This window comes from Streptomyces ipomoeae 91-03 (genome assembly GCF_000317595.1).
In the GTDB taxonomy this organism is placed as follows: Bacteria; Actinomycetota; Actinomycetes; order Streptomycetales; family Streptomycetaceae; genus Streptomyces; species Streptomyces ipomoeae.
Map to the genome: position 1 here is coordinate 1 of NZ_AEJC01000114.1, position 23325 is coordinate 23325.

At 69.5% G+C, this 23325-nt stretch carries 18 protein-coding genes and 2 pseudogenes; 7 read left to right on the forward strand and 13 right to left on the reverse strand.

Going from position 1 to position 23325, the window contains the following annotated elements; all coding sequences use genetic code 11:
- Positions 1–70: 70 nt before the first annotated feature.
- Complete coding sequence (locus STRIP9103_RS07690; RefSeq protein ID WP_009302579.1) at positions 71–880, reverse strand: NAD-dependent epimerase/dehydratase family protein; 810 nt, start codon at positions 878–880, stop codon at positions 71–73.
- A gap of 203 nt (positions 881–1083) precedes the next feature.
- On the opposite strand from STRIP9103_RS07690, the gene STRIP9103_RS07695 reads away from it, so the two are divergent.
- From STRIP9103_RS07695 to STRIP9103_RS07715, 5 genes are all read left to right on the forward strand, one after another.
- Entirely contained in the window at positions 1084–2049 is a 966-nt protein-coding gene (locus STRIP9103_RS07695) for a 5-dehydro-4-deoxyglucarate dehydratase (RefSeq protein WP_048819890.1), read from the forward strand.
- 47 nt (positions 2050–2096) lie between these two features.
- Positions 2097–3263, forward strand: coding sequence for a hypothetical protein (locus tag STRIP9103_RS07700; RefSeq protein ID WP_009302600.1), 1167 nt, complete (start codon positions 2097–2099; stop codon positions 3261–3263).
- A 99-nt stretch (positions 3264–3362) separates the two neighbouring features.
- Positions 3363–4100, forward strand: coding sequence for a DUF6461 domain-containing protein (locus STRIP9103_RS07705; protein ID WP_009302572.1), 738 nt, complete (start codon positions 3363–3365; stop codon positions 4098–4100).
- A 106-nt stretch (positions 4101–4206) separates the two neighbouring features.
- Entirely contained in the window at positions 4207–4443 is a 237-nt protein-coding gene (locus STRIP9103_RS07710) for a hypothetical protein (RefSeq protein ID WP_009302570.1), read from the forward strand.
- A gap of 74 nt (positions 4444–4517) precedes the next feature.
- On the forward strand, positions 4518–5729 hold the full coding sequence (locus tag STRIP9103_RS07715) for a TerD family protein (RefSeq protein WP_009302577.1): 1212 nt from the start codon (positions 4518–4520) through the stop codon (positions 5727–5729).
- An 88-nt stretch (positions 5730–5817) separates the two neighbouring features.
- Here STRIP9103_RS07715 and STRIP9103_RS07720 read toward each other — a convergent pair whose 3' ends face one another.
- The 9 genes and pseudogenes from STRIP9103_RS07720 to STRIP9103_RS07755 all read right to left on the reverse strand — a co-directional run bounded on the left by STRIP9103_RS07720 (position 5818) and on the right by STRIP9103_RS07755 (position 17502).
- Complete coding sequence (locus tag STRIP9103_RS07720) at positions 5818–6720, reverse strand: carbohydrate ABC transporter permease (RefSeq protein WP_009302586.1); 903 nt, start codon at positions 6718–6720, stop codon at positions 5818–5820.
- A complete protein-coding gene (locus STRIP9103_RS07725; RefSeq protein WP_009302592.1) occupies positions 6710–7717 on the reverse strand; it encodes a carbohydrate ABC transporter permease in 1008 nt (335 codons plus the stop codon). The genes STRIP9103_RS07720 and STRIP9103_RS07725 overlap by 11 nt, the downstream gene beginning before the upstream one ends.
- 1 nt (position 7718) lies before the next feature.
- Positions 7719–9008 carry an ABC transporter substrate-binding protein gene (locus STRIP9103_RS07730; RefSeq protein WP_009302588.1) on the reverse strand — a complete coding sequence of 430 codons (1290 nt, stop codon included), beginning with the start codon at positions 9006–9008 and terminating at the stop codon, positions 7719–7721.
- 253 nt (positions 9009–9261) lie between these two features.
- Entirely contained in the window at positions 9262–10320 is a 1059-nt protein-coding gene (locus STRIP9103_RS07735) for a LacI family DNA-binding transcriptional regulator (RefSeq protein WP_009302565.1), read from the reverse strand.
- 69 nt (positions 10321–10389) lie between these two features.
- The gene (locus STRIP9103_RS07740) at positions 10390–11409 is read right to left on the reverse strand and encodes a 1-aminocyclopropane-1-carboxylate deaminase (RefSeq protein WP_009302584.1); all 1020 of its coding nucleotides are present in this window, start codon (positions 11407–11409) and stop codon (positions 10390–10392) included.
- A gap of 252 nt (positions 11410–11661) precedes the next feature.
- Positions 11662–12300 (reverse strand): annotated as a pseudogene (locus STRIP9103_RS07745) (GntR family transcriptional regulator); the annotation flags it as partial.
- A gap of 465 nt (positions 12301–12765) precedes the next feature.
- Entirely contained in the window at positions 12766–13995 is a 1230-nt protein-coding gene (locus tag STRIP9103_RS53415) for an LAGLIDADG family homing endonuclease (RefSeq protein WP_078613832.1), read from the reverse strand.
- Positions 13996–14091: 96 nt separating this feature from the next.
- The gene (locus STRIP9103_RS07750; RefSeq protein ID WP_009302596.1) at positions 14092–15567 is read right to left on the reverse strand and encodes an alkaline phosphatase PhoX; all 1476 of its coding nucleotides are present in this window, start codon (positions 15565–15567) and stop codon (positions 14092–14094) included.
- A gap of 445 nt (positions 15568–16012) precedes the next feature.
- Positions 16013–17502, reverse strand: a pseudogene (locus STRIP9103_RS07755) (hypothetical protein).
- A gap of 494 nt (positions 17503–17996) precedes the next feature.
- On the opposite strand from STRIP9103_RS07755, the gene STRIP9103_RS07760 reads away from it, so the two are divergent.
- Positions 17997–19823 (forward strand): endonuclease/exonuclease/phosphatase family protein, encoded by a 1827-nt coding sequence (locus STRIP9103_RS07760; RefSeq protein ID WP_048819892.1) that lies wholly within the window; start codon positions 17997–17999, stop codon positions 19821–19823.
- An 82-nt stretch (positions 19824–19905) separates the two neighbouring features.
- On the opposite strand, the gene STRIP9103_RS07765 is transcribed toward STRIP9103_RS07760, so the two are convergent.
- The 3 genes from STRIP9103_RS07765 to STRIP9103_RS07775 all read right to left on the reverse strand — a co-directional run bounded on the left by STRIP9103_RS07765 (position 19906) and on the right by STRIP9103_RS07775 (position 22141).
- The gene (locus STRIP9103_RS07765; protein WP_009302590.1) at positions 19906–20646 is read right to left on the reverse strand and encodes an SRPBCC family protein; all 741 of its coding nucleotides are present in this window, start codon (positions 20644–20646) and stop codon (positions 19906–19908) included.
- A gap of 16 nt (positions 20647–20662) precedes the next feature.
- The gene (locus tag STRIP9103_RS07770; protein WP_009302569.1) at positions 20663–21328 is read right to left on the reverse strand and encodes an ArsR/SmtB family transcription factor; all 666 of its coding nucleotides are present in this window, start codon (positions 21326–21328) and stop codon (positions 20663–20665) included.
- Positions 21329–21436: 108 nt separating this feature from the next.
- Positions 21437–22141: an antibiotic biosynthesis monooxygenase gene (locus STRIP9103_RS07775; protein WP_009302574.1), complete on the reverse strand. Its 705-nt coding sequence runs from the start codon at positions 22139–22141 to the stop codon at positions 21437–21439.
- A gap of 110 nt (positions 22142–22251) precedes the next feature.
- Here STRIP9103_RS07775 and STRIP9103_RS07780 point away from each other — a divergent pair, with 110 nt between their 5' ends.
- Entirely contained in the window at positions 22252–23310 is a 1059-nt protein-coding gene (locus STRIP9103_RS07780; protein WP_048819891.1) for a YihY/virulence factor BrkB family protein, read from the forward strand.
- Positions 23311–23325: the final 15 nt, after the last annotated feature.

Consider the following 23325-nt stretch of genomic DNA (forward strand, 5'->3'; position numbering starts at 1 on the left):
CCCCTTTTCCGTACGGCGTACGCCCTCGTTTCCGTACGACGTACGACTCTCGCCGTCGCCCCGGCCGTCGTCAGTACGGCCAGATCGGCGGCTCGCTCACGAAGTGGCCGCCCAGGTAGGCGTGCGCCACGTTCTCGGGGTCCAGCTCGCCCTGGTCGGCGATCAGCTTCTCGGCGTACGGCTCGGAGTCGTCCTGCGGCTCGTAGCCCAGTGCGCGGGCGGTGGTCAGGTCCCACCACAGGCGGGTGTTGGCGGAGGAGCCGTAGACGACGGTGTGGCCGACGTTCTCGGCGGTCAGGGCCGCGTGGAAGAGACGGGCGCCGTCGGCCGGGCTCATCCAGACCGAGAGCATGCGCACACTCGTGGGCTCGGCGAAGCAGGAGCCGATGCGGACCGAGACGGTCTCCAGGCCGTGCTTGTCCCAGTAGAACTGGGCCAGGTCCTCGCCGAAGGACTTGGACAGACCGTAGAAGGTGTCGGGGCGGCGCGGGGTGTCGATGGGGATGAGGGGGTCGTCGCCCTGGGGTCGGGGGGTGAAGCCGACCGCGTGGTTGGAGGAGGCGAAGACGATCCGTCCGACGCCCTCCTCACGAGCGGTCTCGTACAGGTTGTACGTCCCCTCGATGTTGGCCTTGAGGATCTTCTCGAAGGGGGCTTCCAGGGAGATGCCCGCGAGGTGGATGATCGCGTCGACGCCCCGTACGGCCTCGCGCAGGGCCTCCTTGTCGGAGAGGTCGGCGGTGATCGCGTCCGGCTCGCCCTCGATGGGGCGCAGGTCGAGGAGGCGGAGTTCGTAGCCGTACTCCGGGAGCAGCTCCCGCATCAGGGTGCCGAGTCCACCGGCGGCGCCGGTGAGCAGAACGGTGCGGGGAGCGGGCATCCTCGGATCTCCTTGCATCGCCATCCGTGCACATGAGCGTCCAGCATTCACATTCATGGACACGCTAGGGGTGTGGGTCCGGTGCGTCAAGTGTGCCGCGACGGCGGAAAATCGCTGGTGCGGCACGGGTTGTCGCGCTTGACCGGCTCCATGGGGGCGCCTTAACGTGATCTCGTTCAGAAATGTAAACGTTGATCAGCGACATGGACTTGGGAGAGCCCGTGACGTCAGCCCCGCCTGCCACTCTCGCCGCTCGGCTCAGTGTCCCCAGCGGGCCGCTGTTCTTCCCCGTCACGGCGTACGGCCCGGACGGGGAACTCGACCTCGACGCCTACCGCGCGCATGTCCGCCGGGGCGTCGAGGCCGGTGCCGCCGCCGTCTTCGCCTGCTGCGGCACCGGTGAGTTCCACGCGCTCACCCCCGAGGAGTTCCAGGAGTGCGTACGGGCCGCCGTCGCGGAGACGGCCGGCCGGGTCCCCGTCGTCGCGGGCGCCGGCTACGGCACCGCCCTCGCCGTGCGCTACGCGCGTCTCGCCGAGGAGGCGGGCGCCGACGGTCTCCTCGCCATGCCGCCGTACCTCGTCGTGGCCGCCCAGGAGGGGCTGTTGCGGCACTACCGCCGCCTGGCCGGCGCGACCTCCCTCCCCGTGATCGTCTACCAGCGCGACAACGCCGTCTTCACCCCCGAGACGGTGGTGGAGCTGGCCCGCACGGACGGCATCGTCGGCCTCAAGGACGGACTCGGCGACCTCGACCTGATGCAGCGGATCGTGAGCGCGGTGCGCGGTGAGGTGCCCGGCGAGTTCCTGTACTTCAACGGACTGCCGACCGCCGAACTGACCCAGCCCGCCTACCGGGCCACCGGCGTTCCCCTGTACTCGTCCGCCGTCTTCTGCTTCGTACCGGAGATCGCGCTGGCGTTTCACCGGGCGCTCGGGACCGGGAACGACGCGATCGTGGAACGGCTGCTCGACGGGTTCTACCGGCCCTTCGTCGAACTCCGCTCCCAGGGACGCGGTTACGCCGTGTCGCTGGTCAAGGCCGGGGTACGACTGAGGGGGCTGGACGTGGGAGAGGTACGACCGCCGCTGCACGAACCGGCGGAGGACCACGTCAAGCGACTGGGTCAGCTGATCGAGCGCGGGTACGCGCTGTTGGAAGAGTGCTAGGAGCGGCGCGCGGGGCGCGCGGCGTACGAAGAGGGCCGGGAGGGCAAGTGAAGGCGTCGACGTTCGTCTATCCCTGGGACGTCAACGGGGATCCGGGCGCCGTGGAGCGCATCGCCGGGCTGGGCGTGGGTCAGGTGACACTCGCCTCCGCGTACCACTCCACCCGCGCGCTCACCCCCCGCCACCCCCGGCACCGCATCGTCACCGCCGAGCACGCGGCCGTGCTGTACCCGCCGGGCCCGCGCTGGGAGGGACGTACGCTGCGGCCGTACCCGGCGGGCGAGTGGGCACCCGGCGACGCGTTCGGGGAGGCGGCCGAGGCGCTGGCCTCCGCCGGCCTCGAGGTGCACACCTGGGTCGTCCTCGCGCACAACTCCCGCATGGGCGCCGAACATCCGTCGACCTCCGTCGTCAACGCGTACGGCGACCGGTACCCGTGGGCGCCGTGCATCGCTCAGCCGGCGACACGTGAGTATCTGATCGACCTCGCCGTCGAGGCGGCGGTACGGCCGGGCGCGCGCGGCACCGAGCTGGAGTCCCTCGGCTGGTACGGCCTCACCCACCTCCACGCCCACGACAAGACCGCCGGCGTCGAGATCGGCGACGCCGGGCAGTACCTCATGGCGCTGTGCTTCTGCGGGAGCTGCCGGGACGGGTACGCCGGTGTCGGTCTCGACCCGGACGCGCTGGCCGTCGCCGTCCGCGCCGCGCTGCAACCGCTGTGGCGGGGCGAGACGACCGACGAGGGCTGGCCGGCGGTCGAGAAGCTGCTCGGCACCGAGCTGGCGGCCGGCACCCGCGCCTGGCGCGACGCCACCGCGCGCTCCCTCCAGGAGGCGGCCGTCACAGCCGTACGCGCCGCCGCCCCCGGGGGCTTCCAGGTCCTGCTGCACGCGGACCCGGCGACGTACCACTGCGGGGCGAACCCCGGCGTCGATCCCGCGCACATCCTCGGCGTGGCCGACGGGGTCGTCGTGCCGTGCGCGGGCGGGCCGGGGCTGCTGCCCGCGTTCGCGGAGGTCGGAGCGGAGGGCGCGGTGCTGGCCGCCAACTTCGGTGTGGTGTCGGGCATGGGCGGCAGCCCGGGAACGCTGGCGGCGGACGCCGGGCGGGCGGCGGAGCTCGGGGCAACCGAGATCCGGCTGTACCACGCGGGCTTGGCCTCGGACCAGGATCTGGTGGCGGTGCGGGAGGCGTTGAGCGCGGTGGGGTGAGCCGGATCGGACCGGGCTGGGCGGGATCAGGCCGGGCCGAGCCGAGCCGGGGGCCTTCGGGGACCGGGTGTGTCAGTGGTCGCCGGCAGGATGCCTTGCATGACTTCAGCAACCGCGGCCGACTACGGCTGGATACGGTCCTCGTCCTCGCTGTTCGCCTACGCGCTGGAGATCGGGTACGTCCTGGCGCTGGTGCGGGGTGTCCCGCCCGCGGAGGTGATCAGGCTGACGGGGGCCGAGCCGCGCGGTGTGTGCGCGGGGCTCGGGGAGCTGATCGAGCAGGATCAGGAGCTGTTGTACGCGTCCGACGACTGGCCCGAGTCCTTCCTCGCGGGGGCGTTCACCGCGCGCGGCGAAGGAGGGGACTGGACCCTCGTCCTGTCCTTCGGCGGCGATCTGGAGGACCGGCCGCACTTCTGGGCGGCCCTCTCCGCCGGGACGCGTGTGGTCTCGCACTCCAGCAACGGAGGCAAGCCCATGCACTTCTTCCACTGGTACGAGGACGGAGAGCTGCGGACCACCTTCGAGTGGCCGTCCGACAGGACCGGCACCACCCCCGACGACCTGAACGCCGTCATGAGAGAGGTCGGCCTCGACCCCACCGGCGACCAAGCTCCCGGCGTCGACGAGAAGGCGGCGGTCTTCGCGCTGGCGGAGCGCCTCACAGGCGTCCGGGTGACCGAAGAACTGTTGGCGCGGGCCGAGTACCGGACGACGGTGGTGCCGCTGGAGCCGGCCGAGGAGTGGGAGGGCATCACCATCGACATCACGGATGCGCGGGGCGAGCGCACGTACGTGCACATCGACCGGGACCAGCTGACGCGCGACGAGACGTAGGGGACACGCCCGAGTGACGTCACGCATCCCCCACGCACCGGCAGCAGCGGCGGCGGGGGCGAAAACCCGGGGCGAGCGGTCACCCAACGGCCCTAACATCCCCCGCATGCCACGCCCCCAGGGATTCGCCTACGACGTCCACCCCGACGGGACCGTCACGATCACCCACCACGGCCGCGAAGCCACCACCCTTCGCGGCCCGAGAGCCGCCCAGTTCCTCGGCGAAGTGGAATCGGCCGCCGATCCCCAGCTGGTCATGGCCCGCTGGACCGGAAACTACAGGCGGGGCAACGAGCGCACGGCCCGCGATCACCCCCGTAATCGCCCCGGCCACCGCCGCTGACCCGAACGGGCGCCGCGTAAGGGCTGGTAAGGGAACGGTAAAGCGGCCCGAGTCGTTCACCCGGCATGACCGCTATGACCCCCGGCTCGAACATCCCGCTGCCCACCGCCCGTGTCGCGGTGGAGGTCGCCGCCCCGGTGCGGCTCGACGTGTCGGGCCTGCTGCTCACCGCCGACGGCAAGGTGCGCTCGGACGACGACTTCATCTTCTACAACCAGCCCACGGGCCCGGGCGTGACATACCGCTCCGGCGGCGGTACGACCCCGGACTCGATCACGGTCGACACGACGGCCGTCCCCCCGGGCATCGAGAAGATCGTCGTCACGGCGAGCCCCGACGCGCCCGGCCAGACCTTCCAGGGCATCGAACCGACGGCCACGATCCGCGGCGCGGACGACGGCTCGGTGATCGCCACGTTCACCCCGCCGCAGCTGGGCACGGAGACGGCCCTGGTGATCGTGGAGATCTATCTGCGGGGCGGCGCCTGGAAGGCCCGCGCGGTCGGCCAGGGGTACGCCAACGGCCTGGCCGGCATCGCCACGGACTTCGGGGTCACGGTGGAGGAACCGGCCACACCCGCACCGGCCCCGGTGGCCCCCGCCATGCAGCCCCCGGTGACCCCGCCGGCCCCGCCCATGGACCCGCGCTTCCAGACCCCGCCCGCGCCCCCGGCTCCCGCCGCCCCACCGGCCGCGGCACCCGGCACGGGCAAGATCAACCTCGACAAGGGCCGCGTCAGCCTCCAGAAGAACCAGACCGTGTCCCTGGTCAAGGGCGGTCGCCCCCTGCTCTCCCAGGTCAAGATGGGCCTCGGCTGGGAGCCGGCGTACCGGGGCAAGGACATCGACCTGGACGCCTCGGTCATCGCGTACGGCCCGCAGCGCAACCACATCGACAGCTGCTACTTCGGCAAGCTCCAGATCGTGGGCGGCGCGATCCGGCACTCCGGTGACAACCTCACGGGTGAGGGCGGAGGCGACGACGAGGTCATCACCGTCGACCTCGGACGGCTCCCCCAGGAGGTCACCGGGCTCGTCTTCACGGTCAACTCGTTCTCCGGGCAGAAGTTCACCGAGGTCGCCAAGGCCTACTGCCGTCTCCTCGACGCCTCGTCCGGCGAGGAACTGGTCCGCTTCGACCTCACCAACGCCGAGCCGCAGACCGGCGTGATGATGGCCAAGCTCATCCGCCAGTTCTCCGGCGAGTGGGAGATGACCGCCATGGGCGACTTCGTGAAGTCCCGCACGGTCAGGGGGATGGTGAAGCCGGCGGCGCAGTCGTTGTAGCGAGGCGACGACGGCTCGGGGCGCCCTTTCGACACAGGGGCGCCCAGAGCCCCCACTCACGACTGGCGCACGACCACACCCCGCGCGGCTACATCTTCGTGGCCCCTGCCGCCAGATCCCGCAAAAAGTGCCGCGCCCCGATCAGAAACACCACGATCAACGGGATCACACTCATCAACGCCCCCGCCATGACCACGGCGTAATCCGTGTTGTACGCGACGTTGAGGTTGGCGAGGGCGACCTGGAGGGTGACACGGTCCGGGTCGATCATGATGACGAGCGGCCAGATGTAGTCGTTCCAGAGATGGATGAACGTGAAGATGCCGAGGAATGCCAGCGCGGGCCGGAACAGCGGCAGCGCCACCTGCCAGTAGAGGCGGAAGAAGCCGGCGCCGTCGATCCGCCCGGCGTCGAGCAGTTCGTCGGGGAGTGAGTTCTTGGCGTACTGGCGCAGCCAGAAGATGCCGAAGGCGTTGGCGGCGCCGGGGATGACGAGCGCCTTCAGCGAGCCGGCCCAGCCGAGGTTGGCCATGGTGACGAACTGCGGCACCAGCGACAACTGGGCCGGGATCATATAGGTGGCCAGCAGGACACCGAACAGCAGCCGCTTGGCCGGGAACTCGTACTTGGCGAAGGCGAACGCGGCCAGCGAGTCGAAGAACAGCACCAGCGCGGTGCCCGTCACCGAGACGACGACGGTGTTGAACAGCGAGGTGAAGAACGGGACCCGGTCGATCACCTCGCCCATGTTGTGCAGCAGTTGGGTGCCCGGCACCATGCGCGGCGGATAGCTGAGGATCTCCTCGGTGGTGATGGAGGCCATCACCACCAGCCAGTAGAAGGGGAACAGGGAGACCAGCACCCCGAGCAGCAGCACCGCCCGGACGAGGATGCGGGAGCGCCGGCTACCGGAGCCGATGGCGAGCCCGGCGCTCACGGTCCGTGCGCTCGCGGCCCCCGCGTTCACGGTCGTGGGAGTGTCAGCGGCCATTGCGGGCCCCCTTCCGCAGGGCGGCGAAACCGCGCCGGTCGTCACGCTCGGAGCCGGACACCAGCCGCCAGTTGATGATCGCGAACAGGGCGATGAGCGCGAACAACAGCCAGCCGATCGCCGCGCCGTAGCCGAACTGGTGGTCGTTGAAGGCCTGCTGCCACAGATAGAGCACGATCGTCATGCCCTCCTGGCCCGGCCCGCCCGTGGTGCCGGGGTCGTCCGAGTAGAAGAGCACCTGGGACTCGGTGAAGATCTGCAGACCGTTGATGGTGGAGGTGATGACGGCGAAGAGGATCACCGGCCGCAGCTGCGGCACCACCACCCGGAACAGGGTCTGCCGACTGTTCGCCCCGTCGACCTTGGCGGCCTCGAAGATCTCGGTGGGGATGGCCTGCAGCCCCGCCAGGAAGATCAGCGCGTTGTAGCCCACCCACCGCCAGATGATCATCACGGAGATCGCCGACTTGATCCCGAGGGAGGAACTCAGCCAGTCGATCTCGTTCACCCCGATCGCCCGCAGCGCGGAGTTGGCGAGGCCCGCCTGGGCGAAGACCGAGCCGAAGACGACGGTCATGGCGACCATCGAGGTGACGTTGGGGATGAAGTACGCCACCCGGAGCGCGGAGGCGTACCGCACCTGCGAGTTCAGCAGGAAGGCGATGATCAGGGCCAGGAACAGCATCGGCACCGTGGACATGAACCAGATCTGGAAGGTGTTCAGGATGGAGTGCCAGAACACCGAGTCCCGCAGCAGCCATTCGTACTGCTGGAATCCCACGAAGCGCTTCTCGCCGATGCCGTCCCAGTCCTGGAAGGACAGATAGAGGGAGAAGCCCACGGGGAAGGCGCCGAAGATCGCGAAGAGGAGGTAGTACGGCGAGATGGCGAGGTACGGCGGGAGATGACGCCGGCGGCGGCCCCGCGGGGCACCCGTGTCGGCACGCTTCCCTTTGCCGGCCACAGGTGTCTCGGCCGTTCCCGTGACGGTGGCCATGTCAGCTCACCCCCCGCTGGGACAGCGCCTGTTCACAGGCGTTCATGGCGTCCCGCCACGCTCTGTCGGGGTTCTTGCCGAGCTTCTCCACGTTGGTCAGCTCCTGGAAGACGGGGGTGTTGGCGGTCGCCTCGTAGGGGCTGAAGAAGAGGACCGGTGCCTTCTCGGCGGCCGGGCCGAAGACGTCGACGGGTACCTGACCGCCGAAGAACGGGTCGCCCTCGCGCATCGCGGGTTTGTCGTACGCGGCCGGGGTGGTCGGGAACAGCGCCATCTCCTGATAGGCCTTCAGCTGGTTCTTCGGCCCGAGCATCCACTTCAGGAAGGCGAACGCGCCTTCCGGGTCCCGGCAGTAGCGGGTGATCGTGACGTACGAGCCGCCGTAGTTCGTCGGGCCGCCCGGCAGCGATGTCAGCCGCCAGAACCCGGCGGTCTTCGGCGCGGTCTGTTTGAGGCCGCCCATGTACCAGACCGCGGTGATCAGCGAGGCGACCCGGCCGCCGCTCACCGCCGCGTTGTAGTCGGGCGTGCTGTCCAGCAGCCTGGCGCTGAGCCCCTGCCGGTAGGTCTCCACGGCCAGGTCCCAGGCGCGTTTGACGTGTTCCTGGTCGCCGATGAAGCGGTTGTCGGCGTCCACGAACTGCTTGGGGCTCTGATACAGGACCATCCGGAAGACATAGCTGATCTGGGAGACGAGATACGGGTTCCCGGGCGCCTTCGCCTTGAGGGTGCGCCCGGCGGCGAGGAACTTCTCCCAGGTCGACGTGGCCTCGGCGACCTCGTCCGGCTCGGTCGGCAGTCCGGCCTTCTCGAAGAGGTCCCGACGGTAGTAGAGGGCGGTGGGGCCCGCGTCGAGCGGGAAACCGATCATCCGGCCGGACGGGCTGATGCCGCTCTTCCACTTCCAGTCCAGGTACTGGTCCTCCACGGAATCCGCGCCGAGCTCCCTGAGGTCCAGGAACTCCTGCTCGTCGGGGAAGAACACGGACACGTCGGAGTTCGCCACCGCCAGATCCGGGACATAGGCGCGGGCGGCCAGGCTGGTGCGGATCTTCGCCTTGTACTCGCCGGCGATGGGCAAGCCCTTGACCTTCAGCCCGGGGACGCCGGGCACCCCGCGCTCGGCCGTGGCGAGGAGCTTCTCGCTCAGCGATCCCTTCCAATACCAGATGCCGAGGTGGTCGGTGCCCTGGGAGACCGAGCCGCCGGTCGTCCCGCATCCGGCGAGGGCCGGAAGCGCGGCACCCGCGCCGCCGCCCAGTGCGGCCCCCAGAAATCGTCTGCGGGACATCGTTCGGTGTTCCATGGGCGCGCGCTCGCTTCCGGGGACGGGGCTCGGGACGGCTCGGGACAGCGCAAGACAACGATGTCGGCAGGCGGGTCACGACTCGGGCCGACAGCGCGGTGGGGAGTTCGGGACGGGGAGTTCTGAGGGGCCGTGAGCGTTCACGTGAACGTTGCCGTCGAGTATCGGGGCGTCCGAAAACCAGTGTCAAGGGACGTGCGTGGAGCGGCTGTTGGGGCTGTCGGGGCTGTCCGACAAGTCAGGCGGACGCGCGTACGACCAACTCGGGGACCACCCAGGCGTCCGCGCCGGTCATCGGGGGCTCCCCGGCGCGCAGTCGGGCGACCTGTTCCACCGCGAGTCGGCCGAGGCGTCGCTTGTCGATGTGCAGCGTGGTCAGGGCGGGTTCCACCAGCTCGCCCAGGGAGAGGCCGTCGAAGCCCATGACGGCCAGGTCGTCCGGCACCCGCCGTCCCCGGCGCCGGGCGGCGCGCGTCGCGCCGACCGCGATCAGATCGTTGAAGCCGACCACCGCCGTGATCTCGGGCCGCCTGTCCAGCAGTTGCTCCATGCCGGTCTCGCCGCCCGCCACGCTGTGCTCGGGGCACATCGCGATCCAGCCGTCGTCGACGGACAGCCCGTGCCGCCGGGCCTGGTCGAGGAAGGCCTGTCGGCGCGGGCCGGGCGGATGGTGCCGGTCGCCGTCCAGCATGCCGATCCTGCGGTGGCCCGCGCGGACCAGATGGGCCATGCCCCGCTCCAGGCCGGCGGCGGCGTCGATGCCGACGGCCGCGAACCGGGTCTGCTGCGGGCCGCGTTCGAGCAGCACCAGCGGCATCCCGCCGAGGTGCCGGGCGAGTACGTCGTCGGGGTTCTTGAAGTAGCCGACCACCGCGTCCGCCTGGTGGGAGAGCACATCGAGCGCCTCCCGCTCCCGGGCGTCGTCGGTGCGGGTGTCCCACACCACGACCTGCCAGCCGCGCTGCTCGGCCGCCTCCAGCACCCCTGCGGCCACCTCGGGGAAGAACGGGTTCATCAGGTCGGGGATCACCAGACCCGCCGTGACCGTGCCCTTGCGCACGAGGCCGCGGGCGAACCGGCTCGGCCGGTAGTCCAGTCGCCTCGCCGCCTGAAGGACCCGCTCCTTGGTGCCCGGGTCGATCTCGCCCTTGTCGTTGACCGCCCGGGAGACCGTCTGGCGTGACACTCCGGCCAGCCGGGCCACGTCATGGATCGTGGCCCGGCGGCGGGGACCGTCGGACTCGGCCCGCTCGCCGCCCGGCTCCCGCTGCTGATCATCCGCCCCCACGCTGTGCACTGTATCCGGCCAACCACCGGCTCCGGCAGGAGCCGTGTGCCGGTCAGCGCCGGTCCAGCGCGTCCGACGTCACTGGATCACCCCGCTGTACGCGTTCAGCGCGGGCTGGCCGCCGAGGTGGGCGTAGAGCACGGTGGAGTCCTGGGCGATCTCACCGCGCTCGACCAGGTCGACCATCCCCGCCATCGACTTCCCCTCGTACACGGGGTCGGTGAGCATGCCCTCGGTGCGGGCGGCGAGCTGCATCGCCACGAGGGTGGCGTCGTCCGGGACTCCATAGATCCCCGCGTGGTAGCGCTCGTCCAGCTCGACATCGGCCTCGGTCAACTCACGCTTGACGCCGATGAGTTGTCCCGTGTTGTGGGCGATACGGGCGATCTGCTCGCGGGTGGCGGCGGGTTTCGCGGAGGCGTCGATGCCGATGACGCGTCGGGGCCGTCCGCCCGCCTCCTCCAGGGCGGCGAAGCCCGCGACCATGCCCGCCTGCGTGGAGCCGGTCACCGAGCACACGATCACCGTGTCGAAGAAGACGCCCAACTCCCGCTCCTGCTCGGCGACCTCGTACGCCCATCCGGCGAAGCCGAGGCCGCCGAGGGGGTGGTCGGAGGCGCCGGCCGGGATGGCGTACGGCTTGCCGCCGCTCTCCTCGACCTCCCTGAGGGCCAGCTCCCAGCTCTCCTTGAAGCCGATGCCGAAGCCGGCCCGGACGAGCCGTACGTCGGCGCCGGCCAGCCTGCTGATGAGGATGTTGCCGACCTTGTCGTACACGGCGTCGGGCCAGTCGACCCAACTCTCCTGCACCAGCACGCACTTGAGCCCGGCGCGGGCGGCGACGGCGGCGACCTGGCGCGTGTGGTTGGACTGCACTCCGCCGATGGAGACAAGGGTGTCGCAGCCCTGGGCGAGGGCGTCGGCGACGAGGTACTCCAGCTTCCGGGTCTTGTTGCCGCCGTACGCGATACCGGAGTTGCAGTCCTCGCGCTTGGCCCAGAGGGAGGCGCCGCCGAGGTGGGCGGTCAGGCGCTCCAGCGGGTGTACCGGTGAGGGCCCGAAGAGGAGCGGGTAGCGCTCGTAGGACGAAAGGGACACGGGTTCTCCCGGGGACGGTGGGGACGGGGGCGGACGATGAGTCACTGGGCGATGAGGCAGCGGGGCGGTGACGGCATCGGATCAGCGGGGCGCCACACCGGCAGGTTCACCGGCGGACTCGCCGGCGGATCCTTCGGCGGGCTCATGGGCGGATCCGCCGATTGGTCCGTCGGCGGATCCATGAACCGGCCCGTCGGCGGGTTCATCGACCGGCCCGTCGGCGGATTCGTCGACCGGCGCGTCGACCGGCTCGTCGGCGAGGGCCGCCAGGCCGCGCCAGATCTCCGCCGTGACCCGGACCGCCTCGTCCGTGTCGCCGGCCGCGCACGCCTCGATCAGCTGATCGTGCAGACCGGCCGACCGGCAGTTGCCGCCCTCGCCGAAGCGTCTGCGCTCCAGTCGGCGGATGAGCGGGGTGTAGCGGGTGATGGTGGCGGCTGCCGCGCGGTTGCCGCTCACGCGGACGAGGACGTCGTGGAGTTCGTCGTCGGCGTCCAGGGCGGCGTCGACGTCACCGGCGTGGACGGCCGCCGCGAACCGCTCGTTGGCCGAGCGCATCGTCTCCACGTCCGCGGCGAACAGCCGGGGCACGGCGACCCGGGTGGCCAGCTCGTGCATGGCGCCGACCACGGCGGCGGCGTCCCGCACATCGGCGGCCACGACGGGCGTCACCCGGGTGTAGCTCTGCGGCTTGCTCTCCAGGAGCCCCTCGTCGACGAGCCGGGAGAACGCCTCCCGCACCGGCGCCCGCGACAGCCCCAGCAACTCCGCGAACTCGGCGTCCCGCACCACCGCGCCCGGCTCGATCTCCCCGGCCACGATGGCGTCCCGGATGGCTTGGTAGGCACGGTCCCTGAGAAGGGTGCGGCCCACCGGTCGTATGGCCTCCATGGACTGAAATGTTAGATGTCAGCATGCCAGGCAAACAAGGGCGTGACCTGTTCGCGCATGACGATCAAGCAGCATCAAGCTCCAGGCGTTCTGTGCTAACATCACGCAGCGCCTTACTCTTTGGCGCACAATGCTGTTTCTCCTTCACCCATGCTTGGTGCGCAGAGCCGATAGGCTCACCTTGATCTCAGGCGTGAGGACCTCTGCTCAACACATGGACGGTTCTCTGTGCTTGAAATACACATAACGGCGTCGGAAGACGTAGCACGCCTCCTCCTTATCCTTCTCCTAGCGATCGCCGTAGGCAGCTGCCGCAAGGAGATCCGTCGTGGGATTCGGAGGTGGATCTCCGGCAAGAAGTAGCGCAACGGCATTGGACCCGCGTCAAGGGGACCTATTATTTGCCACAGTGAATGCCCTCTCCAAGTTCTGGAATGGCTCATGGAGGGGGCGTTCAACTAGGTGCTACTCCACAGCGCCCGTCACCAGCCCATTGACCACGAACAGGCCAGAGGGACTTGCCGCAACACCATAGACGGGCCTGCTGCCGACCGATACAACGCTCTTCACCCTATCCAGCGCCAGTGTTGGGTCATAGCCGTGCATTTCGCTGCATGCCGAGACTACGTGTCCAACCACACGAGCGAGTCTCTCCAACCTCCGGGCCTTGTAGCCGATTTGAAGGTCCAGGAGGCCAGCAAGGCGAACCAAAGCAGTTGCTCGCGACACTTCGACAATGTGAATGGGGCGACGGAGTCCCACAGGATAACCATTGATGGAACGATCCCCGCTCTCTCGCCTCTGGTCGGTCCGAAGCCTGTTCGCAACGCCGAGGCGCAGGAGCACATCAGATACCTGTGCCGCCAATTCAGGCGACACCGTGGCGTACTCTACCGAGCCATGCGCTGTACCTCGTGGATTTACTCTCTCTCGTACACATCCATCGGTATCGATAAGCCCGGAAAGACACCCAATCCAAAAGTCACGGCTGAGTGGCGTGCTGGGCAACGCCTTCCTGTCACACCTTTGGCCCCAAACACCGTAGCGACGGAGGAGATCAGTCACAGGGTTGCGCTGGCCAGCTCTAAAAGGAAACCGTAGACGCACGATCACACCTTGTGGAATTTCTCGAACACCACATCCATGGTCAACAGCAAAATTCCGCATGAACTCGACCACTCCGTCACGCGGATCGCCGTGGAACTCAGGAGTGCATGACGTCATGCCGCCATCGCCGAGCATGGCTCCGACAAAGTACCCCTCACGAGCACTGCCATCTGCCCCGAAGTGAGCAGCAACCAAAGGGAAGGGGACCCGGTCACCAGGTTCAAGAGCGTGGGTCTGCTTCCACTCCCATGCCTGACGCCCTTTTCGTCGTTGTGTCACCCATCGCTGGTCACGTCCGGCTTCGATTACTCGACCGGACACGAACCTGATACTGAACGCTTCGCAGTTGATAGCGCCAACCCAAGCGGACGGCACTACTGGGACCAGCTCACCGACCGAGTGGTCTCGTGGACCTTGATTGGCTCCATATTTGACGGGCCTGGTGTCCCACTCCTTGCTGTAGGAAAGCACAGGGAAGCGGTCCTCAACGACTTCCTCAATCTTCCTCACCGATCCGTCAGGAAGCCAGACTCGAGACCCCTGAACTACCCCACCCCGGAATTGAGCACCCACAGCCACTCCCCGCATCGGACGACAATCAGTGCGATGCAGGAACACTATTCCGACGCGGGGAATGACTGGGAAGTACCGCACACAGCCACTCAATCGAGTGACTCGAAGCAGCTACCGCTTCTGGCGCTTCCACGGCCCGGTGATGGCGAGCAGGATGCCCGGGGTCTGGATGTTGGCGTAGAGGGTCTTTCCGTCGGGCGAGAAGGTGACGCCGGCGAACTCGCTGTACTCCGGCTCCGCCTCGGTGCCGATGTTGAGGTCGTTGCGGGCGATCGGGTACGTACGACCGCTGTCGGTGGCGCCGAACAGGTGCTGGATGCCCTCGCCGTCCTCGGCGAGGATGATGCCGCCGTACGGGGAGACGGTGATGTTGTCGGGGCCGTCGAGGGCGCCGTCCACGGAGGGGTCGGCGTTGACGCCGAGGAGGACCTTGAGGGTGAGGGTGCGGCGCTTGGGGTCGTAGAACCAGACCTGGCCGTCGTGCTGGACGGGGCTCTCCGCGCGGGCGTACGAGGAGACGATGTACGCGCCGCCGTCGCCCCACCACATGCCTTCGAGCTTGCGGGCGCGGGTGATCCGGTCGTCGGTGAACTGCTTGCGCACGGGGGTCGTCCTCGCGTCCCGGTCGGGGACGTCGACCCAGTCGACGCCGTACACGGTGCCGATCTTCGGGGCGCGGGAGAGGTCGTCGACGAACCGGCCGCCGGAGTCGTAGCAGCGGGGGGCCTGGAGGATGCCCGCGTCGTCGGCGAGGGTACGGAACTTGCCGGGGCCGTAGACGAATCCCTTGGGCGGGGTCCAGCGGTAGAATAGGCCGTTGGGGCCGGAGGCGTCCTCGGTGAGGTAGGCGTGGCCGCGCTTGGGGTCGATGACGACGGCCTCGTGGTCGTAGCGGCCGAAGAACTTCAGGGGCTTGGGGTCGCGGTTGGCGCGGTGGTCGCAGGGATCGACCTCGAAGACGTAGCCGTGGTCCTTGGTCATGCCATTGACGCCGGCCTTGTCGGAGTTCTCCTCGCAGGTCAGCCAGGTGCCCCAAGGGGTGCTGCCGCCCGCGCAGTTGGTGGAGGTGCCCGCGATGCCGACCCACTCGGCGACCCGGCCGTCGGGGCGGATCTCCACGACCGTGCAGCCGCCGGACGCGGCCGGGTCGTACACCAGGCCCTCGGTGAGCGGGACCGGGAACTGCCAGTTGGCCCGGGGGCCCTTCAGTTCATGGTTGTTGACGAGGAGGGTGGTGCCGCGGGGGCCGCGGAAGGCGGCCGTGCCGTCGTGCTTGGCCGGGGTGAACTCGCCCGACTCCAGCTTCGTCCTGCCGCAGTACGTGATGATCTCGTACTTGAACCCGGCGGGCAGCGCGAGGATGCCGTCCGGGTCGGGGATGAGGGGGCCGTAGCCGACGCCGCCTCCACCGTGGCGGTCCGCCGCGTCGCCGGTGGCGCTGTGGGCGTCCGTGTCCGTGGTCGTGTCCGTGTCCGTCGACGCGAGGGCGTTCGGGGCGGTGGCGAGGGCGCCTACGCTGCCGGCCAGTGCGACCCCGGCGCCGGTGACCGCGGTTTGTCTGGCGAAGTCCCTGCGGGTGAGCGACATGCTGTCTCCTGTGTGGCGGTGGGATGACCCTTGGGGGGACCGTGGAGGGTGGCGGACCCGTATGTCGCGCCACACGGTCGCGGTAGCGGCTGAACGGCGGTTGAACGGAGGCCGACTTGTAGGCACCCCCTTGCGTAAAGCCACCGTCGGCTGGTGTCTCTGGGGGATGCCGCCCCCAGATCCCCGCTGGGGATGAGGGGGGTGGCTTCGCGTGCGTGGGTATCCGCGGGTCCGTTGTGGCTGGTCGCCCTCACGCGGCGCAGCCGCCGTGTAGGTCACGGCCCCGCGCCTCTGAAGCGTTGCCCCCCCAGGTGAGGTCCGTCAGGCGCGAACTCGCCCTTCAGAAGCATAGGTGGGAAGGAAGGCGGCGCAGACCTCTTCAGGGGCGCGGGGCTGCGTCGATCTGCGTCCACACCCCCGAGCTCTCAGGCGCCCGGCTTTCCCCTCACGCGCCCGGCCCCTGCGACCGCGCCTTGAACGCGGCCTTACGAGCCTCCTTGGCGACCCTCTTGTCCGGATGAATCCGCCCCATGGCCTCCAGCACATCCGCGGTGGCCGGATGCTCCACCCGCCACACCGCGGCGAAGAACCCGCTGTGCTGCGCGGCAAGCCCCTCCACCAACGCCTGCAGTTCGGCGGAGTTCCCTTCGGCGGCCAGCTGCGCGGCGATCGTGTCGATGGTCAGCCAGAAGACCATCGTCTCGGACGGCGCGGGCACATCGCGGGCCCCGCGCTCGGTGAGCCACACGCGGGCGAGCCCACCCAACTCGGGGTCGTCGAGAACCTCCCGCAGCGCGGGTTCGGCGACGGGCCCCACCAACGACAACGCCTGCTGACAACGCAGCCGGCGCAACGGCGCCCCCACGTCGGAGCCCCGGGCGGCGGCCAGCAACTCGCGTGCGGCGGCGAGGGATTCACGCCTGGCGAGCCACTGCTCGGTCTCGGCCTGCGCCGCGGCCGGCGGGAACTCGGCGGTGCCGTCGAGCAACGCGTCCGCGCCCTTGTCGACGAGTTCACCGACCGCGGGCGCCACGATCCCGGCCTCCCGCAGCCGCGCCCGCATTCCGTACAGCCCGAGCGGAGTGAGCCGCACCATGCCGTACCGAGCGACATCGGCCTCGTCGACGACCGGCGCGCCCGCGACGAGACCGTCGGCGCCCCCGGTGTCCTCGACCCCGCCGGCACCCTCCGCGAGGGCGTCCTCCTCGACGTCCGTCATCAGTGTCTCGTCCACCGGCTGGTACTCCACCAGCCCAACCGGCTCCAGCACCCGGAACTGGTCGTCGAGCCGCATCATCGCGTCCGACACCTGTTCCAGTACGTCGTTGGTGGGCTCCCCCATGCCGTCCGGCACGATCATCGACGCGGCGAGGGCGGGCAACGGCACCGGCCCGTCGCCGGGGCCGTCCTCGCTGACGGTGAGGAGGTAGAGGTTGCGGAGCACCCCGTCGAGGAACTCCGCCTCGGCGTCGGGGTCCCAGTCCAGCTCGGAGAAGTCGATCTCGCCGCCGGACTCCACGGCGTCAATGATGCCGTCGAGGTCGGGCACGGTCGCGTCGGCGAGGGTGGCCTCTTGCGCGGCGAGCCACACACCCAGCACGTCTTGCGGTCCGCCCGACGTGATAATCGTGAGGTCCTCGCCCGCCGCGACCGTCCCCTCCTTCTCGTCGACGATCTCGACGAGGCCGGTGTCCACAGCCACTCGCCAGGCCTCTCTCTGGCAGGCCTCGCGTCCTCTCCGCCTGCGCCATCGCTGGTGAGCTCGAGCACCTGGCGGCGGCGGCGTTGCTGGAGACTAGTCACCCTCCGCGCCACGCGGTGTCCGGCTGGCCTACGGCGAGCGTGACGGATACGCAGACCACCGTGATGCAGGCTCCGCGCCAGTTCCGCCTCGGAGCGGAGCCGCACCGGCGGCAGTGGCGAGCTGTCTGACATCGGCGGGGTTCTCCTCCGGACGAGCTGTGACGGTAATGACGGCCAAGGCGGATATGACGGCTATAACGGCTGTAACGGCTGTGACCAGCGATGACGCATGCCGAGCAGTGACTGCCGGCCACGTGCGACGACGAGCGAACGGCGAGCAAACGACAGACGCCGACCACTGACACACGCACCAGGCAGCCCAGCGACACACGCACAAGTACGGCAACCGCTCAGCCTAGACGGATTTCGGCCGATGCCGCCCAGTTCATGTACCTGTCACGAGCAGTCCATGGCTGAAACCTTGACAACTGCCCTGACCAGGCAGGAGATTGACGCGCGTAGAAACTCACGGGTAGCTCTGGGGTGCCAGCTGGGTCGCCCGCAGACGTCACCACGGGAGTTCTATGCGCGTCACACCGCCCCACCGGTCGTGGACCGCCCCGTTCCACCCTCGTGTCCAGTCCACCCTCGTCCCGGCGCCCATGTACGTCCCCGGAGGGATCCCCTTGCCGAGCAAGAGAACCGCGCGCATCGGCGCGCTGACCGTCGCCGCCATCTGCTCCACGGTGTCCGCCGTGGCCCTGACCTCGCCCGCCGAGGCGGACTCCATACGCATCCACGACATCCAGGGCACCACCCGGACCTCCCCGCTCGTCGGCCAACAGGTCACCGGTGTCGAGGGCATCGTCACGGGCGTACGCACCTACGGTTCGTCGCGCGGGTTCTGGATCCAGGACGCGCGGGCGGACGACGACCCGGCCACGAGCGAGGGCGTCTTCGTCTTCACCGGCTCCCGGCCGACGGTCTCCGTGGGCGACGCGGTCACCGTCTCGGGCACGGTCGGCGAGTTCGTGCCGGGCGGGACTTCGTCCGGAAACCAGTCGGTGACGCAGATCACCCGCCCGACGATCACGGTGGTCTCCACCGGCAACGCGGTTCCGGCCGCGACCGTCGTCGACGCCAAGTCCGTGCCGGCCGCGTACGCCCCGGCCGGTGACACCGCCGCCAACGGCTCGATCAACGGGCTGACGCTGAAGCCGGCCGAGTACGCCCTGGACCGCTACGAGTCCCTGGAGGGCATGAACGTCCAGGTCGCCGACGCCCGCGTGGTCACCGCCACGGACCCGTTCACCGAGCTGTGGGTGACGGTGAAGCCGTGGGAGAACCGCAACCGCCGCGGCGGCACGGTCTACGGCTCCTACACCTCGCAGAACACCGGCCGGCTGCAGATCCAGTCGCTGGGCGCGATCGCCGACTTCCCGAAGGCGAACGTCGGTGATGTGCTGACGGGCACCACCACGGGCCCGCTGGACTACAGCCAGTTCGGCGGTTACACCCTTGTCGCCAACGAGATCGGCGCCCTGAAGCAGGGTGGCCTGGAGCGCGAGACGACCCGCGAGCAGGCGCGCGGCGAGCTGGCGGTGGCGACGTACAACGTCGAGAACCTGGACCCCTCCGACACCACGTTCGCCGACCACGCGGCCGCGATCGTGAACCACCTCCAGTCGCCCGACATCGTGGCCCTGGAGGAGATCCAGGACAACAACGGCGCGACGAAGGACGGCACGGTCGCCGCCGACCAGACGGTCAAGAAGCTGATCGACGCGATCTCGGCGGCGGGCGGCCCGACGTACGACTGGCGCTCCATCGACCCGGTCGACCTCGCGGACGGCGGTGAGCCCGGCGGCAACATCCGCCAGGTGTTCCTGTTCAACCCCGAGCGGGTCTCCTTCACCGACCGGGCGGGCGGCGACGCCACGACCGCCGTCGGCGTGACGAAGACGTACGGCAAGGCGCGTCTGACCGTCTCCCCCGGCCGTATCGACCCGGCGAACGCCGCCTGGACCAACAGCCGCAAGCCGCTCGTCGGCGAGTTCGTCTTCCGCGGCAAGACCGTCTTCGTGATCGCCAACCACTTCGCGTCCAAGGGCGGCGACCAGGCGCTGCACTCCCAGTTCCAGCCGCCGACGCGCAGCTCGGAGACCCAGCGCCACCTTCAGGCGACCGCCGTGAACACCTTCGTCAAGGAGATCCTGGCGGCCCAGAAGAACGCCGACGTCATCGCCCTCGGCGACATCAACGACTTCGAGTTCTCCGACACCGCCGAGCTGCTGGAGGACGACGGCGCCCTGTGGTCGGCGGTCAAGTCCCTGCCGAAGAGCGAGCGTTACTCGTACGTCTACCAGGGCAACGCGCAGGTCCTCGACCAGATCCTGATCAGCCCCTCGATCCGGCGCTCCTGCGCGTTCACGTACGACAGCGTGCACATCAACTCGGAGTTCAACGACCAGATCAGCGACCACGACCCGCAGGTGCTGCGGTTCCGTCCGTAGCTCCTTCGGTGTGTAAGCCGATGAGCCCGGCCCTCGTTCACCGGGGGCCGGGCTCATCGCGTACCGCATGAGGTCCATGAGGTCAGGCGTCGAACACCCCGTTCAGCCAGCCCTGCCAGGCGGTCTCGTCGGCCTTGGCGTCGGCGCCGGGCGCGAAGTCGTGGACGCTGATACCGACGCGGTGGCCCCAGTGGTTGCGGCCGAAGACGCGGATGAGGGCGTCCTCGGTGCGCAGACCGATGAAGTACGGGTCGCGGTAGTCGACCACGGCGTCGAGGAGTTGCCCTTCGGGCCCCTTGGCCTGGACGCGCGCGCCCGCCGCCGTGTCGTCGGAGAGGCCGAGCGCCCGTCCGACGGTGGTGAGGGCGTCGGCGGTGCCGGACGCCTCGGGTCCGTCGAAGGTGGTGAACGCGGTGATCGGCCGGCCCCCGAACCGCGTCAGGTACTCGCGCAGGGTGTGCAGGTAGAAGTCGGTGTGCTTGCTGGCGCCGTCGTACTGGTTGTCCCAGTCGTCGACGAAGACGCCGCTGTGCACATACCGCACCCAGGCACGCCGGCCGTCGTCGCGCGGTTCGATCGTGTAGTCGAGCTGGTTGAGGGTCTGCTCGGAGATGCCCTCGACGTTCTCGACCCGGTTGGTGTAGCGGTGCGGCGGGTCCCAGGCGGTGACCTCCGAGCCGAACGGACCCTTGCCGCCCAGCCGCGGCTCGGGAGCCTCCATCGGCCACAGCCAGCCGCCGGTACCGCTGGTGAAGGCCTCCCACACCTGCTCGGGTGTGGCGTCGACCTCGAACTCGCGGGCGATCTCGAATTCCTTGGACATGGTGGGCTCCTGAGTGCTACTGATCCAGTTCCGGGGCGGGATTCCCAAGCGGACGTTCGGCCGTGCGTTCGGCCGCGTCTTCGGCTGTCGGTTCGGCCGTGGGCTTGACCGTGGGGTGGACGGCGACGACGATCCGGTGCCCCCGGCCGCCCTCGGCGTCGGGGGCGTCGTACTTGCGGATGAGGGCGCTGACACCCGCCGTCAACTCCTGGACGAACGCGGCCCGATCGGCGGCCGAGGCGAAGGTGACCTCGCCGTCCAGCGCGTAGGTCGCGAGCCGCTTGCGGGCCTTGGCCGCGCCCGTGATCAGCGAGCCGACGTCGCGGACGAGCCGGGCGCCGAGCGCGAGCAGCCAGCGGGCCGACAGCTGGTCCCGGAAGCGGTCCGGGTCCGGCTGTACGGCGGCGAGGGCCACCGGCGAGATCACGTACGACGCGGCGGTCGCCCGCATCAGCCGCTCGGTGACATTGCCCTTGCGGCGCTCCCCCGCCAGCTCAACCAGGCCGTGCCGCTCCAGCGCCTTCAGGTGGTAGTTCACCTTCTGCCGGGGCAGCCCCACCTTCCCGGCCAGCATCGCGGCCGACGCGGGCCCCACCGCCAGCTCGGCCAGCAGCCGCGCCCGTATGGGGTCCAGCGAGACCGCCGCGGCCTCCGGGTCCTCGATCACGGTGACGTCCAACATGGCTCCACACTCCCACCGAAAACTTTTTTTGTCCAGGCGATTCGAGTTTTCGGTGGGCCGCCACGAAGGACGCCGGGACGGAGTAGCGACCGGAGGGCTGGACCTGAGTCAGTCGGGGACGAGCCCGAGGGCGTACTCGTAGCGGGTCAGGCTGCTGCCCTTGAACCCCGGCCAGGCGTGGACGCGGTCCCACAGCGCCGTGGGCGAGCCGACGCCACGGCCGGGGGTGGCCATGGCGTCGATGTGGTGCCGGGCGGTCTCCCACTCGGCGTAGTTGAGGACGCGGGTGCCGTCGGTGCTGATGTGGAAGTGGGCGGAGATGCCGCCGGGATGCGGGTTCGGCTCGGCGGTCAGCGCCTCCTCGACGGCGTCCACCCAGGCCCGCAGCCGTGCCGGGTCCGGCCCGTCGAACTCGACGTCGACGAGCACGACGCATCCCGGCACCCGCTCCCCGCGCCCGTCCCCCGTGAGGCTGCGGTAGCGCCGGTACCGCCCGAGCCCCAGCCGCTCGATTCCCGGCACGGCGGTGTCGATCTCGTCGTTGCGCTCCTGCCGATGGGTCTTGATGAAGGCCTCGTACGCCTGCTCGTCGGCCCACTGCGAGTAGTGCAGCAGACCGGAGCCGTCCTCCGCCGTGTAGACGAAGTACCCCAGCAGCCCTTCGCTGGGCCAGGGCCGCCGCTCCCAGGTGCCGGCGATGGCCTCGACGGTCTGCCGCTGACGCAAAGGTGTACCCACCCGCCAGGTGCTGAAGAAGGGTGCCCCGATCTCGGGGCGGTCGAGGACGGGATGGGCGGTGGTACGACGGGTCATGTCGCTCTCCGTTGATCGCTGTCCGTGCGTGCGCACCAACCCTTCAACCTCAACCGGGATTGAGGTCAAGGGCTCGATTCACGGCCTGGATTCGGGAAACTCGCCTGGTCATGGACGACAAACAACCGAAGGACGAGTCGACGGGGAGCGGGACGGGGACGGGGACGGGGACGGGTACCGGCGCGGAGCCGGAAGGGCCCGGCAGTCTGCCCAGGCGTTCATGGGGGGCGGTGCTGCGGCGCACGGTCCGGGAGTTCCGGGAGGACGAACTCTCCGACCGGGCCGCCGCCCTCACCTACTACGGCGTGCTGTCGCTGTTCCCCGCACTCCTGGTGCTGGTGTCGCTGCTGGGCGTGGCCGGACGGAGCGTGACGGACCGGCTGCTGGACAACATCGGCGATCTGGCGCCCGGCCCCGTGCGGGACATCCTGCGGAACGCGGTCGAGCAGCTGAGCGGCAGCGGCGGCACCGGCAGCGCGCTGGCGATCGTCGGCCTGGTGGTGGCGGTGTGGTCGGCCTCCGGTTACGTGGCCGCGTTCATCCGCACCTCCAACGCGGTGTACGACCTGCCGGAGGGCCGCCCGGTGTGGAAGCTCACTCCGCTGCGCATCGCCCTGACCCTGGTGTTGATGCTGATGATCACCGCGAGCGCGCTGATCGTGGTGTTCACCGGGCCGCTGGCCCAGCGCGCGGGCACGACCATCGGGCTCGGCGACACGGCCATCACGGTGTGGAACATCGCCAAGTGGCCGGTGCTGCTGTTGCTGGTGACCCTGATGATCGCGCTGCTCTACTGGGCCGCGCCCAACGTCCGCGGCCGGGGCTTCCGCTGGATCAGTCCCGGGGGTGTCCTCGCCACCCTCATCTGGCTCGTCGCGTCCGCCGGGTTCGCCTTGTACGCCGCCAACTTCGGCTCGTACAACAAGACCTATGGCACCCTCGCCGGCGCCGTCGTCTTCCTCGTCTGGCTCTGGCTCACCAACCTCGCGATCCTCCTCGGCCTCGAATTCGACGCCGAACTCTCCCGCGAACGCGCCATCGCCCAAGGCCGGCCGCCCATGGAAGAGCCGTACGTGGACCCCCGTGACACCCGCAAGTGGCCACCCCGGCTGCGGGCCCGCCAGGAGGAACGGACACGCACGTCGCCCGGTCCCATCGCCCGCAAGTAGGCCGCACGGTCAGGT

Coding starts and splice junctions, on each gene's coding strand:
- STRIP9103_RS07690 (WP_009302579.1), bottom strand. CDS start 880: ATGCCCGCTCCCCGCACCGTTCTGCTCACCGGCGCCGCCGGTGGACTC.
- STRIP9103_RS07695 (WP_048819890.1), top strand. CDS start 1,084: ATGGACTTGGGAGAGCCCGTGACGTCAGCCCCGCCTGCCACTCTCGCC.
- STRIP9103_RS07705 (WP_009302572.1), top strand. CDS start 3,363: ATGACTTCAGCAACCGCGGCCGACTACGGCTGGATACGGTCCTCGTCC.
- STRIP9103_RS07710 (WP_009302570.1), top strand. CDS start 4,207: ATGCCACGCCCCCAGGGATTCGCCTACGACGTCCACCCCGACGGGACC.
- STRIP9103_RS07715 (WP_009302577.1), top strand. CDS start 4,518: ATGACCCCCGGCTCGAACATCCCGCTGCCCACCGCCCGTGTCGCGGTG.
- STRIP9103_RS07720 (WP_009302586.1), bottom strand. CDS start 6,720: ATGGCCGCTGACACTCCCACGACCGTGAACGCGGGGGCCGCGAGCGCA.
- STRIP9103_RS07725 (WP_009302592.1), bottom strand. CDS start 7,717: ATGGCCACCGTCACGGGAACGGCCGAGACACCTGTGGCCGGCAAAGGG.
- STRIP9103_RS07730 (WP_009302588.1), bottom strand. CDS start 9,008: ATGTCCCGCAGACGATTTCTGGGGGCCGCACTGGGCGGCGGCGCGGGT.
- STRIP9103_RS53415 (WP_078613832.1), bottom strand. CDS start 13,995: ATGCGGGGAGTGGCTGTGGGTGCTCAATTCCGGGGTGGGGTAGTTCAG.
- STRIP9103_RS07750 (WP_009302596.1), bottom strand. CDS start 15,567: ATGTCGCTCACCCGCAGGGACTTCGCCAGACAAACCGCGGTCACCGGC.
- STRIP9103_RS07765 (WP_009302590.1), bottom strand. CDS start 20,646: ATGTCCAAGGAATTCGAGATCGCCCGCGAGTTCGAGGTCGACGCCACA.
- STRIP9103_RS07770 (WP_009302569.1), bottom strand. CDS start 21,328: ATGTTGGACGTCACCGTGATCGAGGACCCGGAGGCCGCGGCGGTCTCG.
- STRIP9103_RS07775 (WP_009302574.1), bottom strand. CDS start 22,141: ATGACCCGTCGTACCACCGCCCATCCCGTCCTCGACCGCCCCGAGATC.
- STRIP9103_RS07780 (WP_048819891.1), top strand. CDS start 22,252: ATGGACGACAAACAACCGAAGGACGAGTCGACGGGGAGCGGGACGGGG.